Raw genomic sequence first — 14,584 nt, forward strand, 5'->3', positions numbered from 1 at the left:
TATATTATAGTTTTTTATCAGTTTGCGAAAATACACATTTTTAAGAAATTAGAGAAGCAGAAGTCCTTTATTTTAATTTTAAAAATGAAAGATTATTAAAAAAAGGAAATTTTGACCATATTTTTCAACAAAAAACAAATGGCACAGCTATTGTGCCATTTAGATAACTATAATATGCCACACGTTTTCAGCGCATATTGTAAGTTTATCACTTTAACGATTTAAAACGAGAATGACAATTTGTCATTTCAATATAAGTATGACAGAATTTGAAGATATTAGTTTAGAGGAAATGATTGGTGATGGATTTGATATTGTAGCGGAAGAGATCAACCTTTCAGACTTTTCGGAGACTGATAAAAATTCCGAACAGAGAATATTCCCGATACTTCCTGTAAGAAATATGGTCATGTTTCCGAATGTGGTAATTCCTATTACCGCCGGAAGAAAAACCTCGATACAGCTTCTTGAAGAGGCCCAGAAAAATGGTGAATTCATCGGAATCGTGAGCCAGAAAAATTCAGATCTGGAGCAGCCTTCTGAAAAAGATATGTACCAGACCGGCACTCTGGCCAAGATTATTAAGATCATCAAACTTCCTGAAGGAAATATCACCGCTATTACCAAAGGCTTCCACAGATTCAAAATAAAAAAGATTGTAGAAAACAAGCCTTACTTTAAAGCGGAAATCTCAAAGCTAAAGGATTCCCAACCAAAAAATAAGGAAGAATATGAGGCTTTGCTTGAAAATATCAAAGATTTAGCCTTAAAAATCATTGAGCTGGATCCCAACATCCCGAATGCAGCCAATTTCGCCATCAAGAATATTAATAATAATGATGATCTTCTGAATTTCATCTGTACCAATGCCAGTTTTCCTTCCACAGAAAAGCAAAAGCTCCTTGAAGAGAAAAGTCTCATAGAAAGAGCCAACAAGTGCTATGAAATGATGCATGAGGATTTCAGAAAACTGGAACTGAGAAACCAGATTCATCAGAAAACCTCGAAGGATCTTGACAAGCAGCAGAGGGAATACTTCCTGAACCAGCAGATCAGAACCATCCAGGATGAATTGGGAGGCGGCCTGGAAAGTGATGTGGAAGACCTCATCAACAAAGCAAAAAGTAAAAAATGGAGTCAGGAAGTGGAAGATCATTTCCAAAAGGAGATCAACAGGCTGCAACGCCAGAATCCTAATGCTCCGGATTATAACGTACAAAGGAATTATCTTGATTTCTTTACGGATCTTCCGTGGGAAACCTATACAAAGGATACTTTTGATATTGCCAAAGCTGAAAAGATTTTAGACAAGGCTCATTTCGGACTGGAAGATATTAAGAAAAGGATTCTGGAGCACATGGCTGTTTTAAAATTGAAAAACAACATGAAATCTCCTATTCTTTTACTTGTAGGGCCTCCGGGAGTAGGAAAAACTTCTTTAGGAAAATCTGTTGCTGATGCTTTGGGAAGAAAATACGTAAGGTTATCACTTGGCGGACTTCATGATGAAAGTGAGATCCGCGGACACAGAAAGACTTATATTGGAGCTATGGCCGGAAGAATTCTGCAGTCTATCAAAAAATCAGGCACATCCAACCCCGTTATTGTTCTTGATGAAATTGATAAGATCGGGCAAGGTCTTCATGGCGATCCAAGTTCCGCCTTGCTGGAAGTCCTTGATCCTGAACAAAATAAAGCTTTCTATGATAATTTCCTGGAAATGGGTTACGATTTGTCTAAGGTAATGTTTATTGCTACAGCCAATTCACTTTCCACAATTCAAACACCATTATTGGACAGAACGGAGATCATTCAGATCGCCGGATACACAATGGAGGAAAAAACGGAGATCGCGAAAAGACATTTGATCAAAAAGCAGCAGGAAGAAAACGGTCTGGATGCAAAATCATTCAAACTTGGAAATCCTGAGCTTAAGCATATTATTGAAGCACACACTTCGGAAAGCGGTGTGAGAACCCTGGAAAAAAGGATTGCTGCCATTGCAAGATGGGTGGCTCTTCAGACCGCTCTGGTAAAAGAATATGATCCAAAGATCACTATCGAAAAAACAGATGAAATCCTTGGGGTTCCAAGACCGAAAAGTCTGTCTGAAATTACCGGTGTGCCCGGTGTTGTAACCGGACTGGCCTGGACAAGCGTAGGTGGGGATATTTTATACATTGAAAGTATCTTAAGCAATGGAAAAGGCAGTCTTACCATGACCGGAAATTTAGGTACGGTAATGAAGGAATCCGCAACTATTGCCCTTGAATATATTAAAGCTAAGCATCATGAACTTGGTATACCGCAGGAAGACCTGGATAAGAAAAATGTTCACGTTCACGTTCCGGAAGGGGCAACTCCAAAGGATGGACCATCTGCCGGTATTGCGATGCTGACCTCAATGGTTTCTTCATTCAAGAATAAGAAAGTAAAACCTCATCTTGCCATGACAGGAGAAATAACTTTAAGAGGAAAAGTTCTTCCTGTAGGCGGAATCAAAGAAAAGCTTCTTGCTGCAACCAGAGCAGGAATAAAGGAAGTAATTCTTTGTGAAGCCAACAGAAAAGATGTGGAAGAAATTAAAAAAGATTACCTGAAAAACCTGACTGTACATTATGTAAACAGAATGGAAGAGGTAATAGATTTTGCCATTGAAAAATAACAGATAACATATCAACTCTCAATAAGGAAACGCGTCTCATATTTCTGGGATGCGTTTTTTTATGGTAAACCTGTTTACACTTATTGAAAAGTAGTTTTTACTTTAATCATTAAGCTACACTTGAGGAAAAAAGTACGGTTAAGATCCAAATTTACAATGTCCATTATTATTTAAACAAAACATACCACACCACTGAATCCCGGCATTTATTTTGTTAAAAGAATTATGTTAATTAAGCCAAAATAACCTTTCAATTGGGAGGGTTTTATTATTTTTATACTACATATTTGAAAAATCATGAATTTTCTTAGACTTCCTTTCCTTGTTAATCTCACGCTTGTAGTTATTTCCATTATTGGTCTGGGCTACCTGCTGGCACTCGGGCAGAGCATTTTAGCCCCTTTTTTTCTGGCCTTTTTAATGGCTATGCTCTTTCTGCCTGCTGCCACTTTTATGGAAAGAAGACTGAAATTTCCCAGATCCATTTCAACAATGACTTCTGTTCTCATTATGCTGGCCATTTTATCAGGACTCATTTATTTTTTCGGATCGCAGCTTTCTGATTTCAGCAAAGATCTGCCGCACCTCAGAGAACAGGTAACGACCGTTTTCAGTAATCTGCAGCACTGGATATCAAAAACATTCAATGTAAAGGTGGATGAGCAGCTTAATTACATTAACCAGGGATTAAACAAACTCTTGTCTTCTTCGGGTGTGATTCTGGGTTTTACTTTCGGAATATTTTCAAGCGGTTTCGGCTTTATTGTATTTTTCACCCTGTTTTTTATCTTTATTTTAAACTACAGAAGAGTTCTTAATAATTTCATTGTAACGGTATTTAATGAAAAACACAAGGCAAGTGTACAGGAAGTGGTTACGGAGATCAGGGTGATGACGAAGAAATATATTTTCGGGCTCTGCCTGCAGGTTTTGATTGTTTCCATTCTCTGCTCGATCCTGCTTACCATTTTAGGGGTAAAATATGCTATTCTTCTGGCTGTTTTAACCGGTTTATTAAATGTAATTCCTTATCTGGGAATCTGCATTTCCCTTTTAATATCATGTTTTATTGCTTTTGCAACAGGTACACCTTCCACATGCGTATATGTAGCTATAGGGTATATTGCCGTACATATTATTGACGGAAATATTGTGCTTCCATTTGTTGTAGGTTCAAAAGTAAAGATCAATGCTTTGTTTTCTTTCATTGGAATTATCTTAGGTGAACATCTTTGGGGCATCGCGGGAATGTTCCTTTGTATTCCGGCCATTGCAATTATTAAAATTATCTTTGAAAGAGTGGATGGTCTAAAACCATGGGGTAAACTGCTCGGTGAGGAAGAAAAGCCCAATAAAAAGAAAAAGAGCTATAAAATTTCTAAGAATATCACACTGAAAGAAATGGATTGATTACGAGGAATCGGTAAAGAGCAGTTAGTAATGATTGTACGTAATTATCATTCATAATCATAACCTGTCACTTATAAAAAAAGCTGCCTCAATTGAGACAGCTCCTATAGTTAATTTTATAATGCGCATAATGGACTCATTCCATTGGGACAGGACTGGTCACACGGAATATAAGCATGGCTGTCAGGACAGTATCCCAAAGTATCGGTTCCACCACCTCCACCGCCTAAGCATGGGTCTCCCGGTGGAATTTTACACGGACATCCTTCAGGGCCAATATCACAGATCTGTGGTTTTCCTCCCCCATTAATTCTTTTTAAATTTTCGCGGTCTAGCTTTTGAAGATTTTTCAGCATAATATTTTTGTTTAGTTGGATTTGTATAACAAATATATCAATTCAAATTATAAAAATCACCAAACCATGATAAAAACAAAAAAAACAACAATTTTCATTAAAAATAACTAAATGAATATCCTTTTTGTTTTACATTTGATGTAAAATCATCACTTATGAAAATCGTAAAATTTATTATCTGCCTTTTGTTCGCATTAGTTTTCATTAATGCAGGCCTGGACAAGTTCTTCCACTATTCACCAATGCCAAAGCTGACTCCTGAACAGGTGAAGATTTTTGCCGCTTTTACAGAAATCCGCTGGCTGCTGCCATTGGTAGGGATTGTTGAGATTGTTGGCGGAATACTGTTTCTTTTCCCGAAAACCAGAGCTTTGGGAGCCATCATCATTCTTCCCGTTATGGTAGGGATATTTCTTCACAATGTTTACAGAGATCCCAACCAGATGGGAGTCATCATGGCTGTAGTGATGTTTCTGATCAACATCTGGATCATTATAGATAACAGAGAAAAGTATAAAGCTTTGATTAGTTAGAAGGTAACAGGTCGCAGGTAACAGTTATATTAACCCTGTTACCTGCAACCTATAATCTGCTATCTGTAACCTTTCGTCTATACAAACGCACTGAATCCCGTAATTGATCTTCCCACAATCAGGGAATTGATTTCTTTTGTGCCTTCATAAGAGTAAATAGCTTCAGCATCTGCAACAAATCTTGCCACGTCATATTCCAGGAGAATGCCGTTTCCGCCCATTACCTCTCTTGCCCTGGAAACAATATCCCGGGTTCTCAGAGTACAGAAAACTTTGGCCAATGAGGCATGCTCATCCTTTAAAATTCCTTCATCCTGCATTTCCGAAAGCCTGAACACCATTGTTTGCATGGCCGTAAGATTGGAAAGCATTTCCACCAGATGTCCCTGGATCATCTGAAATGAGGCAATAGGTTTCCCGAACTGTTCTCTGGTTCTGGTATACTGTAAAGCGCTTTCATAGGCTCCTCTTGCACAGCCTGTAGCCATCCAGGCCACTCCTGCCCTGGTCATACGCAGTACTTTTCCGGTATCTTTAAATGAATCCGCATGCTGAAGGCGGTTTTCTTCCGTCACCAGGCAATCTTTTAAAGTAATGAGACCGTTCTGGACAATTCTCAATGCCATTTTTCCTTTGATTTTTTCAACGGAATATCCCGGATTATCTTTCTCTACAATGAATCCTTTTACCTCACCGCTATCCAGATCCCTTGCCCATATAATGACCAGATCAGCAAAAGTGGCATTCCCTATCCATTTTTTCTGGCCGTTAAGAATCCAGCCTTCCGGAGTTTTCTTACAGGTTACTGCTAAGCCGCCTGCTGCTCCTGAACCTACTTCCGGCTCCGTAAGGCCAAAGGCCCCTATTTTTTCGAATTTCTGCATCTGGGGAAGCCATTTCTGCTTCTGCTCCTCCGAACCGCAGATATAAATAGATCCCATAGCCAGCCCCGACTGCACGCCAAAGAATGTAGCTATAGAGGCATCAATCCTTGCCATTTCCATTGCAATGACTCCTTCCATCAGAAAAGGCATACCCGGGCATCCATATCCTTCATAGGTTACTCCACAGATATTCAGCTTTTGGAATTTCGGAATCAGCTCGAAAGGGAATTCGTCCCTGAGCCAGTAATGATTCACCAAAGGTTTTACTTCTTTCTCCATAAACGCCCTCACTTTAAGCTGTATTTCCCGCTGTTCAGGAGTTAATGTATGGTAAATGTCATAAAAATCGCCATCCACCGGAGGAAGCTCTTTCTTTTTTTTATTGGGATCGAGCATCTTCATCATTCCGTTCAGCTGTTTCTCATCCAGTTTAGAGAAATTCTGCATCAGTTTTGGGAGGTCTACTTTCTGGGAAATAGCACTCAGCTGGTCAAAATCTATGGATCTGAATAATTCTATTGCGTTTCTGATTTTGGAAAAGGTATTCGACATAGTACTGTTTTGTGGGATTGATTTGTAAAAATGAAGCAAAAACTGCTCCGAAAATAAATCTTCTTCTTAGAACTTATTTTACAAAACACTCATTTACAATAAATTAAAACAGAAATATTTCTTTACAAACTTTTTACGTCTGATTTTCAAATATTACAAAGATTCCTGCCTGAACTTTGACTTAACAAAACAAGAAAAAATCAACGCTATGAAAACGACTTACATTAAACTATCCCTGTCAGCAGTTCTTTTATTAGGAATTTATTCATGTAAAAAAGGAGAATCAGCAGTGTCTTCTACTGAACGCGCAGATTATACAGTGGCAGACTCTGCAGCTGTAACCACCTCAGACAGTGTTTCATCTGCAGCCACCATGAAAGTAAAGGACAAGCAGTTCATTAAAACAGCTGACGTGAATATGGAGGTGAAAGACGTCTATGAAGCAACAATTTCTATTGAAAAAACAGTTCAGGATTTGGGAGGATTTGTTACCAACAGCAATCTTCACAGTAATGTAATTTCTGAGGATACCTATAATACTTCCAGTGAAAATGCCATGCTGGTAAAAAAATACCAAACGGAAAATACAATGCAGGTACGTGTTCCTACAGAAAAGTTAGGCGAGCTCTTAACCCTGATTAATGATAAAAAGCTTTTCCTGAATTCCAGAACGATTAATGCCGAGGATGTGACCGCAAACATTAAGTATGCGGAAATGGAAAGTAAAAGGATAAAAAAAACAGGCGAAAATATCGGGCAACTAAAAGCCAATAAAGACAAAGTAAAACTTGATAATGACAATATGGCGGAAGGCAATCTGCAACAGCTCGCCAACATGGATACTACGGACAATATAAAATACAGCACCATAGATATTTTTATTAAGGAGCCTAAACTCCGTATTGCTGAAATCGCTATAACCAATACCAGAAATATTGATAATAAATATAAATTCAACTTTATATATGATGCTAAAAATGCATTTGTAGAAGGGTTTTATCTGATCCAAAAAATTGCGGTAGGACTTATTACGATCTGGCCACTGATATTAATCTTAGGTGCCATATTCTATTTTCTGAGAAAGAGAAAGTTCACAAAACCGGAATCTGCAAAAATCCCAGAGCAATAAAAGCTATCCTAACCAACCGGTTATCATCATAATTTTAGATTTTACAGGCCTCCTTTTCAGGAGGTTTTTATTTTTTATGAAAAAAACTGTAACGATCATGCTAATGCACTTACCTACTGTTTAAAGAATAAGAACTTAATCATATGAAAAACTTAATACAATTGGGTTCCAGAATATTTTTATCACTGAATATGAAAAGATATCCTGTAAAGCTGGACTTAAACCTGTAAATTAACCAAACCATGAAACTATCGTGAGCAGTCAGACCGAAACCAATTTTTTAAAGCTCGTCAACCAGCACAAGGGTATTTTGTACAAAACTTCCCGCATTTATGCCGACTCTGTTGAAGACCGGGAAGATCTTCAGCAGGAAATACTGATCCAGCTTTGGAAATCTTACCAAAGCTTCAAAGGCAACAGTGAATTTTCCACATGGATGTACCGTGTTGCCATCAATACTGCTATTACTTATTTAAAAAAAGAAAAACAGCGGGCCGGGAATCATACGGAGACCCCTCATTATTTTGAAATCCAGAACGAAGACTACAATCCTTCAAAGGATGAACAACTGGAGATTTTCTACAGTGTCGTCCAGGAGCTTAAGGCCATTGAAAAAGCCGTTATATTCTACTTTATGGAAGGCATGTCCCACAAAGAGATAGGAGAAAACCTGGGATTAAGCGAAGGCAATGCCCGTGTAAAACTTAACAGAACCAAAGAAAAAATACAGCAAATCATAAAAAAATCAGGCTATGAATTTTGACCAATTAAAAGAACAGTGGAATAATGAAAACGGTGACTCCGTAAATATTCCCAACACCATAGAACAGTTAAAGAAAAGCAGACACCCTATTGAAAAGATCCAGAAAAGCATGAGGGCAGAATTTCCGATGCAGATTATTGCCATTATTCTTATTGCATTTTTTCCACAGCAGCTGCATTTTCCTTCATCACAATATATTATTTATTACACCTCTTATGCCATGCTGGTTGTGATTTCTTCTTACTACCTGTTCGGGTTCTATAAATTTTATAAACAGACCGAACTGTATACCGGAAACACCAAAAACAGCCTTTGGAAAATATACCACGAACTGAAACTGAATATGGAAAGATACCAATCTTTCGGATTTCTCCTGCTTCCTCACTTCATGATTACTTTAGGATTGGAATTTTATAATATATTTCAGAAAAAAGGAATGCCGTTAGAGAGCTTTGCAGACTCTTATCAGCAGGTTTTTATTCTGATCGTACTTCTAGGAACCATAACGATTGTAGCCAGCATTGTCTTATGGACTAAATACTTTTATGGACGCCATGCCAAACGTTTGGAAAATATACTTAATGAAACAGACGAATAGCTTTTCTGTCCTGTCTTTCACGAAATAATAACTATGAAACCTCAGAGCTGTTCTGGGGTTTACATTTTAAAAAATTGTTATTTATCATCCTCAAATTTATCTGAGGTTTTATTTTTCCTTAAATTTGCAGATCAGAAATAAAATGGTGTGGATCTCAAACATTTGATCCGCCCTCTCATTTTCTGAATCTATATAATTTCTAAAATATGCTATCAAAAATAAATCCTAAACAAACCAACAGCTGGAAGGCCCTTGATGAACACTTTGCAGGTAACGACTTTGATCTCAGAAGTCTTTTCCAGTACAATCCTGACCGTTTTAACGAATTTTCTCTGCAGAAAGACAATTTCCTTTTTGATTATTCTAAAAACCTGATCGATGCAAGAACAAAAGAGCTTTTGCTTCAATTAGCCAATGAATGTCAGCTGAAAGATGCCATTTCCAAAATGTTTTCCGGTGATAAGATCAATGAAACAGAAGGAAGAGCAGTTTTGCATACTGCTTTAAGAGATTTTTCCGATAAAGAGATCCTCGTAGACGGAGAAAATATCAAACCTCAGATTAAAAGCGTTCTCGATCATATGAAAGCTTTCTCTGAAAAAATTATTTCAGGGGAACACAAAGGCTTCAGCGGAAAAGAAATTACCGATGTCGTAAATATCGGGATCGGAGGTTCAGATCTTGGGCCTGTAATGGTTTGTTCAGCTTTAAAGCATTTCAAAACAAGATTAAACGTTCATTTCGTTTCAAATGTTGACGGTAACCACATCGCGGAAACCGTTAAAACACTTGATCCTGAAACCACATTATTCATCATTGCTTCCAAAACCTTTACAACCCAGGAAACAATGACGAATGCCAATTCTGCAAAAGACTGGTTCCTGAAAGCAGGAAAAGAAGAAGACGTTGCCAAGCATTTCGTAGCTTTATCCACTAATATTGAAGAAGTTAAGAAATTCGGAATTGCAGAGGAGAATATTTTTGAGTTCTGGGACTGGGTAGGCGGAAGATATTCCCTTTGGAGTGCTATCGGCCTTAGCATTGTTCTCGCAGTAGGATATGATAATTTTGAGCAGCTTTTAAAAGGTGCCTATGATACAGACCAGCATTTCCAGACGGCTGATTTTTCAGAAAATGTTCCGGTTTTAATGGGACTTTTAGGAATCTGGTACCGTAATTTCTACGCAGCAACAAGCTATGCAATTCTTCCGTATTCTCAATACTTGGACAGGTTTGCAGCTTATCTTCAGCAGGGAGATATGGAAAGTAACGGAAAATGTGTTGACAGAAACGGTGAATTTGTAGAATATGAAACTGGACCTATCATCTGGGGCGAACCGGGAACCAACGGTCAGCATGCTTTCTACCAGTTGATTCACCAGGGAACGGAATTAATTCCGGCAGACTTTATTGCTTATGTGAAAAGCTGCAACGAGGTTTCTGACCACCAGCCTAAACTTTTGGCCAACTTCTTTGCACAGACCGAGGCACTTGCATTCGGGAAATATGAAGAGGAAGTAGAAGAAGAATTAAGAAATGCCGGAAAATCTGAGGAAGAAATTGACAAACTCTTAAACTTCAAGGTTTTCCATGGAAACACACCAACTAACTCTATATTATTCAACGAATTAACTCCTTTTTCATTAGGACAGTTAATTGCAATGTATGAGCATAAAATATTTGTTCAGGGTGTGATCTGGAATATTTTCAGCTTCGACCAGTTTGGTGTGGAATTAGGAAAAGTTTTAGCTAACAAAATCCTTCCGGAGCTTGAAAACAATGAGAAAATTAGTTCCCATGACAGCTCTACCAACGGACTTATTAATTATTATAAAGGAAATAAATAACCGATGTCTGTACTGCGGTCATATTATTACAAACTTCCTCCCGGTCTCAGGCTTCTGGGAAGAAAGATCTACTATTTCCCTATAGATCTTTATAACGGACTTACAGGAAAAAGATCTGAAAATGAGCCTAAAAAAGGTGACATTTATGTGGGAGGAAGCGATTTTATTCCTCACGGAATCCGTCAGGTAAATGCGCTTAAAAAATATATCGGACTGCAAAACACAGATCATGTTCTGGACGTTGGATGCGGGATTGGCAGAACAGCAGTAGCCCTTACTGAGGTTATAGACAAAGGAACGTATGATGGTTTTGATGCCGTAGAAAAAGGAATCAGCTGGTGCAACAAACATATTGGCAGGAAACACCCGAATTTTAAATTCAAGTTTACACCCATTTATAATGATCTGTACAATACTTTCAGTCAGAAAGCGGAGAATTTTACATTTCCTTATATTGATGCACAGTTTGACAAAGCCTTTCTGTTCTCAGTTTTCACACATATGCAGATTCCCGAGATCAAAAGATACCTGAAAGAAATCAGCAGAGTGTTGAAAAATGACGGGCAGTGCCTGGCTACATTCTTTCTGTATGATGAAACAAAAAAAGAATTCGGAACAATGCCTTTTCCCCATCAGTATGAAGGTTACAGGCTTATGGATGATAAAGTGACTGCAGCCAATATTGCAGTAAGTATCCCATTACTGAATCAAATGGCTGCGGAAGCAGGACTAAAAGTAACCACTATACAGGAAGGATTCTGGAGAACCAATGTAGAAAAGGAAGGTGCTGATGAATTCCAGGATATTGTTGTATTCAATAAAATCTAAATAAAAGTAAAAAAAGTAAAAATGGCAGAAATTCTTGACGGACTTAAAGTATCCAAAGAAATAAAAGCAGAAATCAAGGTTGAAGTTGAAAAAATCCTTGAAAGCAAGAAAAGAGCACCGCATCTGGTGGCCATTCTTGTGGGTAACAACGGAGCAAGCAAGGCTTATGTAAATGCAAAAGTAAAAGATTGTGAAGAAGTAGGATTCCGCTCTTCTCTTTTGAAGTTCCCAAGCACTGTTTCCGAATCTGAACTTCTGGAAAAAATTGATGAACTAAATAAATCTAAAGAAGTAGACGGTTTCATTGTACAGCTTCCTTTACCAGACCAGATTGATCAGGAAAAAATCATCAACGCAATTGATCCGAGAAAGGACGTAGATGGTTTCCACCCTGAAAACTTCGGAAAAATGGCTTTGGAAATGGATACATTTTTACCTGCGACTCCGTTCGGAATTTTAACATTATTGGAAAGATATAATATTGAAACAAAAGGTAAAGACTGTGTAATTATCGGAAGAAGCAAGATTGTAGGAAGACCAATGAGTATCCTGATGGGAAGAAAAGATTTCCCGGGAAATTCAACCGTTACCCTTACACACTCTTATACCAAAGACATTGAAGAATATACTAAAAAAGCAGACATTGTAATTACCGCTTTGGGGGATCCTCATTTCTTAAAAGGGGATATGATCAAAGACGGAGCAGTAATTGTAGATGTAGGTATTACAAGAGTAGATGATGACTCTCCAAAGGGTTACTACCTTGCCGGTGATGTAGATTTCGACAGCTGTGCAGCCAAAGCAGGCTGGATTACACCCGTACCGGGAGGAGTAGGCCCCATGACCAGAGCCATGCTGATGAAAAACACCATCATTGCCTATAAAACTTCGGTCTATAACGACTAATTTTAAAATGAACAAAGAAGAAGATATTTTATTAAAAGAAGGTAAAATGCTCCCTGTTATGGAGCATTTTTACACTCTACAGGGAGAAGGCGCACACACCGGAAAAGCATCCTATTTCATCAGATTGGGAGGCTGCGATGTCGGGTGCCACTGGTGCGATGTAAAAGAAAGCTGGGACCCTAACTTACATCCGTTAATGAATGCGGAAGACATTGCAGAAACAGCTGCAAAACACTGTAAAACAATTGTTTTAACAGGTGGTGAACCATTGATGTGGAACCTGGACATTTTAACATCCAAGTTAAAAGAATTGGGATGCACCATCCATATTGAGACTTCAGGTGCCTATCCTATGAGCGGGCAGATCGACTGGATCACCCTTTCACCTAAAAAAACAGGACTTCCGAAAGAAGAGATCTATAAAAAAGCAAGCGAGCTGAAAGTAATTATATTCAATCAGCATGATTTTACCTTTGCACAGGAGCAGGCCGCAAAAGTTTCTGAAAACTGCAGGCTGTATATGCAGAGCGAATGGAGCAAACGCGACGAAATGTATCCGAAGATCACCGATTTTATTTTAGCCCATCCGGAATGGCAGGCTTCAGTTCAGACCCATAAATACCTGAATATACCGTAAAAATACGTACATTAGCCCTCCTTATCTGTTATAACACCAAATAGATGCAAAGAATTCGATATTCCAGATACCTGAAATCGATCATTATTTTGCTTGACCTTCTGGTTATAGCATCTATTTTTATATTCTTTTTTATAAGCAGGAACGAAGACTTAAGATATCATGAAGAAACCTGGTATCAGAATATTTTTTCCCTGGCATTACTGTTTTTGTTCTGGATGTTGCTGAGCGGCAGAACAAAAATTTATAATGTCCAGAGGAATCTTACTTACACCCTGTTTATGGAACGGCTCCTGATTCATTTCCTATTTTTTATTTTGGGAGTGCTTCTTATTGCAAAAGTGAGCAAAAACGTATTCTTTAATTCAGATATTTACTGGCTTTCGTTTTACCTTTTTTTCTTTATTTTTCTGGCCAAATCGGTTATTTATTTTTCCATAAAATATTTCCGTTCATTGGGGATCAATTACAGAAATGTTATGTTCCTGGGAGAAACAGGCTCTACTGAAATTCTAAAGAATATCTTTAAAGACAGAAAAGATTACGGATATAAGATTTTTGAATATGAAAATCCGGATATCAGTTCGAACAGCTTAGTAGAATTCTGGAAGAAAAATGGAATTCATACTCTGTTTTTATCTACAGAAAATACCTTCACAGAAAGTGTGGAAGCTGAAATTTTCAAACTGGCAGAAGACAATAAAGTTCATGTTTCACTGATTCCCAGCATTACACAAAGCGATTTTTTCCTGTATGACCTTGGGTATATTCAGACTCAGCCGGTTCTCAGCCAGGCAAAATATCCTTTGGATTATTACTCTAATTTCCTGGTTAAAAGGGTTTTTGATATTGTCTTTTCTATTACAATACTTGTTTTGATCTGTTCCTGGTTATTTCCCATTATTTCTATTCTGATAAAAATATCCTCTAAAGGGCCTGTGTTTTTCGTCCAAAAAAGATACGGTTTTCACGAAGAAGTATTTTCCTGCATCAAATTCAGGACAATGATCGTTAATGAAGAATCTGCGACCAAAACTACAGAAGAAAATGATACCCGGATCACAAAAATCGGGAAATTCCTTAGAAAGACCAGCCTTGATGAGCTCCCCCAGTTTATCAATGTACTGAAGGGGGAAATGTCTATTGTAGGGCCACGTCCGCATATGCTGGCTGTTGATAATTTCTATAAACCCAAAATAGGAAGGTATATTTTAAGAAGTGTGGTAGCCCCGGGTATTACGGGCCTTGCTCAGGTAAGCGGGCTGCGCGGAGACTATGGAGATGTAGAGGTGGAAATGAAAAAACGTATTCTTGCAGACACATTCTATGTAAGAAACTGGAGCTTTGTGCTGGATCTGGTGATTATTTTAAAAACCGTTTTTTTAGTCATCGGCGGCGATAAAAATGCAAAATAAACCAAACAAAAGGCTAAGATGAAGATTGAGGAATCATATTTGCTTCTAAGCTTAAATAAAC

13 protein-coding genes are annotated in these 14,584 nt (G+C 38.0%); 11 read left to right on the forward strand and 2 right to left on the reverse strand.

Features of this window, described 5'->3' with window-relative positions; all coding sequences use genetic code 11:
* The first annotated feature begins 259 nt into the window (after positions 1 to 259).
* Together lon and HNP36_RS10485 are read left to right on the forward strand one after the other, a co-directional pair.
* Positions 260 to 2,665: an endopeptidase La gene (gene lon, locus HNP36_RS10480; protein ID WP_184162732.1), complete on the forward strand. Its 2,406-nt coding sequence runs from the start codon at positions 260 to 262 to the stop codon at positions 2,663 to 2,665.
* A 297-nt stretch (positions 2,666 to 2,962) separates the two neighbouring features.
* Positions 2,963 to 4,075 carry an AI-2E family transporter gene (locus HNP36_RS10485; RefSeq protein WP_184162733.1) on the forward strand — a complete coding sequence of 371 codons (1,113 nt, stop codon included), beginning with the start codon at positions 2,963 to 2,965 and terminating at the stop codon, positions 4,073 to 4,075.
* A gap of 116 nt (positions 4,076 to 4,191) precedes the next feature.
* Here HNP36_RS10485 and HNP36_RS10490 read toward each other — a convergent pair whose 3' ends face one another.
* On the reverse strand, positions 4,192 to 4,431 hold the full coding sequence (locus tag HNP36_RS10490) for a bacteriocin-like protein (RefSeq protein ID WP_228456340.1): 240 nt from the start codon (positions 4,429 to 4,431) through the stop codon (positions 4,192 to 4,194).
* Positions 4,432 to 4,586: 155 nt separating this feature from the next.
* Here HNP36_RS10490 and HNP36_RS10495 point away from each other — a divergent pair, with 155 nt between their 5' ends.
* The gene (locus tag HNP36_RS10495) at positions 4,587 to 4,964 is read left to right on the forward strand and encodes a DoxX family protein (RefSeq protein ID WP_184162734.1); all 378 of its coding nucleotides are present in this window, start codon (positions 4,587 to 4,589) and stop codon (positions 4,962 to 4,964) included.
* 77 nt (positions 4,965 to 5,041) lie between these two features.
* On the opposite strand, the gene HNP36_RS10500 is transcribed toward HNP36_RS10495, so the two are convergent.
* Positions 5,042 to 6,400 (reverse strand): acyl-CoA dehydrogenase family protein, encoded by a 1,359-nt coding sequence (locus HNP36_RS10500; RefSeq protein WP_184162737.1) that lies wholly within the window; start codon positions 6,398 to 6,400, stop codon positions 5,042 to 5,044.
* 208 nt (positions 6,401 to 6,608) lie between these two features.
* Here HNP36_RS10500 and HNP36_RS10505 point away from each other — a divergent pair, with 208 nt between their 5' ends.
* The 8 genes from HNP36_RS10505 to HNP36_RS10540 all read left to right on the forward strand — a co-directional run bounded on the left by HNP36_RS10505 (position 6,609) and on the right by HNP36_RS10540 (position 14,523).
* Positions 6,609 to 7,529 (forward strand): DUF4349 domain-containing protein, encoded by a 921-nt coding sequence (locus HNP36_RS10505; RefSeq protein WP_184162740.1) that lies wholly within the window; start codon positions 6,609 to 6,611, stop codon positions 7,527 to 7,529.
* A gap of 328 nt (positions 7,530 to 7,857) precedes the next feature.
* Positions 7,858 to 8,292, forward strand: coding sequence for an RNA polymerase sigma factor (locus HNP36_RS10510; RefSeq protein ID WP_410494182.1), 435 nt, complete (start codon positions 7,858 to 7,860; stop codon positions 8,290 to 8,292).
* Complete coding sequence (locus HNP36_RS10515; protein ID WP_184162746.1) at positions 8,282 to 8,890, forward strand: hypothetical protein; 609 nt, start codon at positions 8,282 to 8,284, stop codon at positions 8,888 to 8,890. Before HNP36_RS10510 ends, HNP36_RS10515 begins: the two co-directional genes overlap by 11 nt.
* Positions 8,891 to 9,096: 206 nt before the next feature.
* Entirely contained in the window at positions 9,097 to 10,737 is a 1,641-nt protein-coding gene (gene pgi / locus HNP36_RS10520) for a glucose-6-phosphate isomerase (protein WP_184162749.1), read from the forward strand.
* Between the two features lie 3 nt (positions 10,738 to 10,740).
* The gene (locus HNP36_RS10525; RefSeq protein ID WP_184162752.1) at positions 10,741 to 11,565 is read left to right on the forward strand and encodes a class I SAM-dependent methyltransferase; all 825 of its coding nucleotides are present in this window, start codon (positions 10,741 to 10,743) and stop codon (positions 11,563 to 11,565) included.
* A 21-nt stretch (positions 11,566 to 11,586) separates the two neighbouring features.
* Positions 11,587 to 12,471, forward strand: a complete 885-nt coding sequence (locus tag HNP36_RS10530) for a bifunctional 5,10-methylenetetrahydrofolate dehydrogenase/5,10-methenyltetrahydrofolate cyclohydrolase (protein ID WP_184162755.1) — start codon at positions 11,587 to 11,589, stop codon at positions 12,469 to 12,471.
* Positions 12,472 to 12,478: 7 nt separating this feature from the next.
* Complete coding sequence (locus tag HNP36_RS10535) at positions 12,479 to 13,108, forward strand: 7-carboxy-7-deazaguanine synthase QueE (protein ID WP_184162758.1); 630 nt, start codon at positions 12,479 to 12,481, stop codon at positions 13,106 to 13,108.
* 44 nt (positions 13,109 to 13,152) lie between these two features.
* The gene (locus HNP36_RS10540) at positions 13,153 to 14,523 is read left to right on the forward strand and encodes an exopolysaccharide biosynthesis polyprenyl glycosylphosphotransferase (RefSeq protein WP_184162775.1); all 1,371 of its coding nucleotides are present in this window, start codon (positions 13,153 to 13,155) and stop codon (positions 14,521 to 14,523) included.
* The last annotated feature ends 61 nt before the right edge of the window (positions 14,524 to 14,584 follow it).

Origin of the sequence: Chryseobacterium shigense (assembly GCF_014207845.1) — a bacterium.
Classification (GTDB): Bacteria; Bacteroidota; Bacteroidia; order Flavobacteriales; family Weeksellaceae; genus Chryseobacterium; species Chryseobacterium shigense_A.

Excerpts from the sequence above, each read along its gene's own strand:
- lon (WP_184162732.1), top strand. The coding sequence starts at position 260 with ATGACAGAATTTGAAGATATTAGTTTAGAGGAAATGATTGGTGATGGA.
- HNP36_RS10485 (WP_184162733.1), top strand. The coding sequence starts at position 2,963 with ATGAATTTTCTTAGACTTCCTTTCCTTGTTAATCTCACGCTTGTAGTT.
- HNP36_RS10490 (WP_228456340.1), bottom strand. The coding sequence starts at position 4,431 with ATGCTGAAAAATCTTCAAAAGCTAGACCGCGAAAATTTAAAAAGAATT.
- HNP36_RS10495 (WP_184162734.1), top strand. The coding sequence starts at position 4,587 with ATGAAAATCGTAAAATTTATTATCTGCCTTTTGTTCGCATTAGTTTTC.
- HNP36_RS10500 (WP_184162737.1), bottom strand. The coding sequence starts at position 6,400 with ATGTCGAATACCTTTTCCAAAATCAGAAACGCAATAGAATTATTCAGA.
- HNP36_RS10505 (WP_184162740.1), top strand. The coding sequence starts at position 6,609 with ATGAAAACGACTTACATTAAACTATCCCTGTCAGCAGTTCTTTTATTA.
- HNP36_RS10515 (WP_184162746.1), top strand. The coding sequence starts at position 8,282 with ATGAATTTTGACCAATTAAAAGAACAGTGGAATAATGAAAACGGTGAC.
- pgi (WP_184162749.1), top strand. The coding sequence starts at position 9,097 with ATGCTATCAAAAATAAATCCTAAACAAACCAACAGCTGGAAGGCCCTT.
- HNP36_RS10525 (WP_184162752.1), top strand. The coding sequence starts at position 10,741 with ATGTCTGTACTGCGGTCATATTATTACAAACTTCCTCCCGGTCTCAGG.
- HNP36_RS10530 (WP_184162755.1), top strand. The coding sequence starts at position 11,587 with ATGGCAGAAATTCTTGACGGACTTAAAGTATCCAAAGAAATAAAAGCA.
- HNP36_RS10535 (WP_184162758.1), top strand. The coding sequence starts at position 12,479 with ATGAACAAAGAAGAAGATATTTTATTAAAAGAAGGTAAAATGCTCCCT.
- HNP36_RS10540 (WP_184162775.1), top strand. The coding sequence starts at position 13,153 with ATGCAAAGAATTCGATATTCCAGATACCTGAAATCGATCATTATTTTG.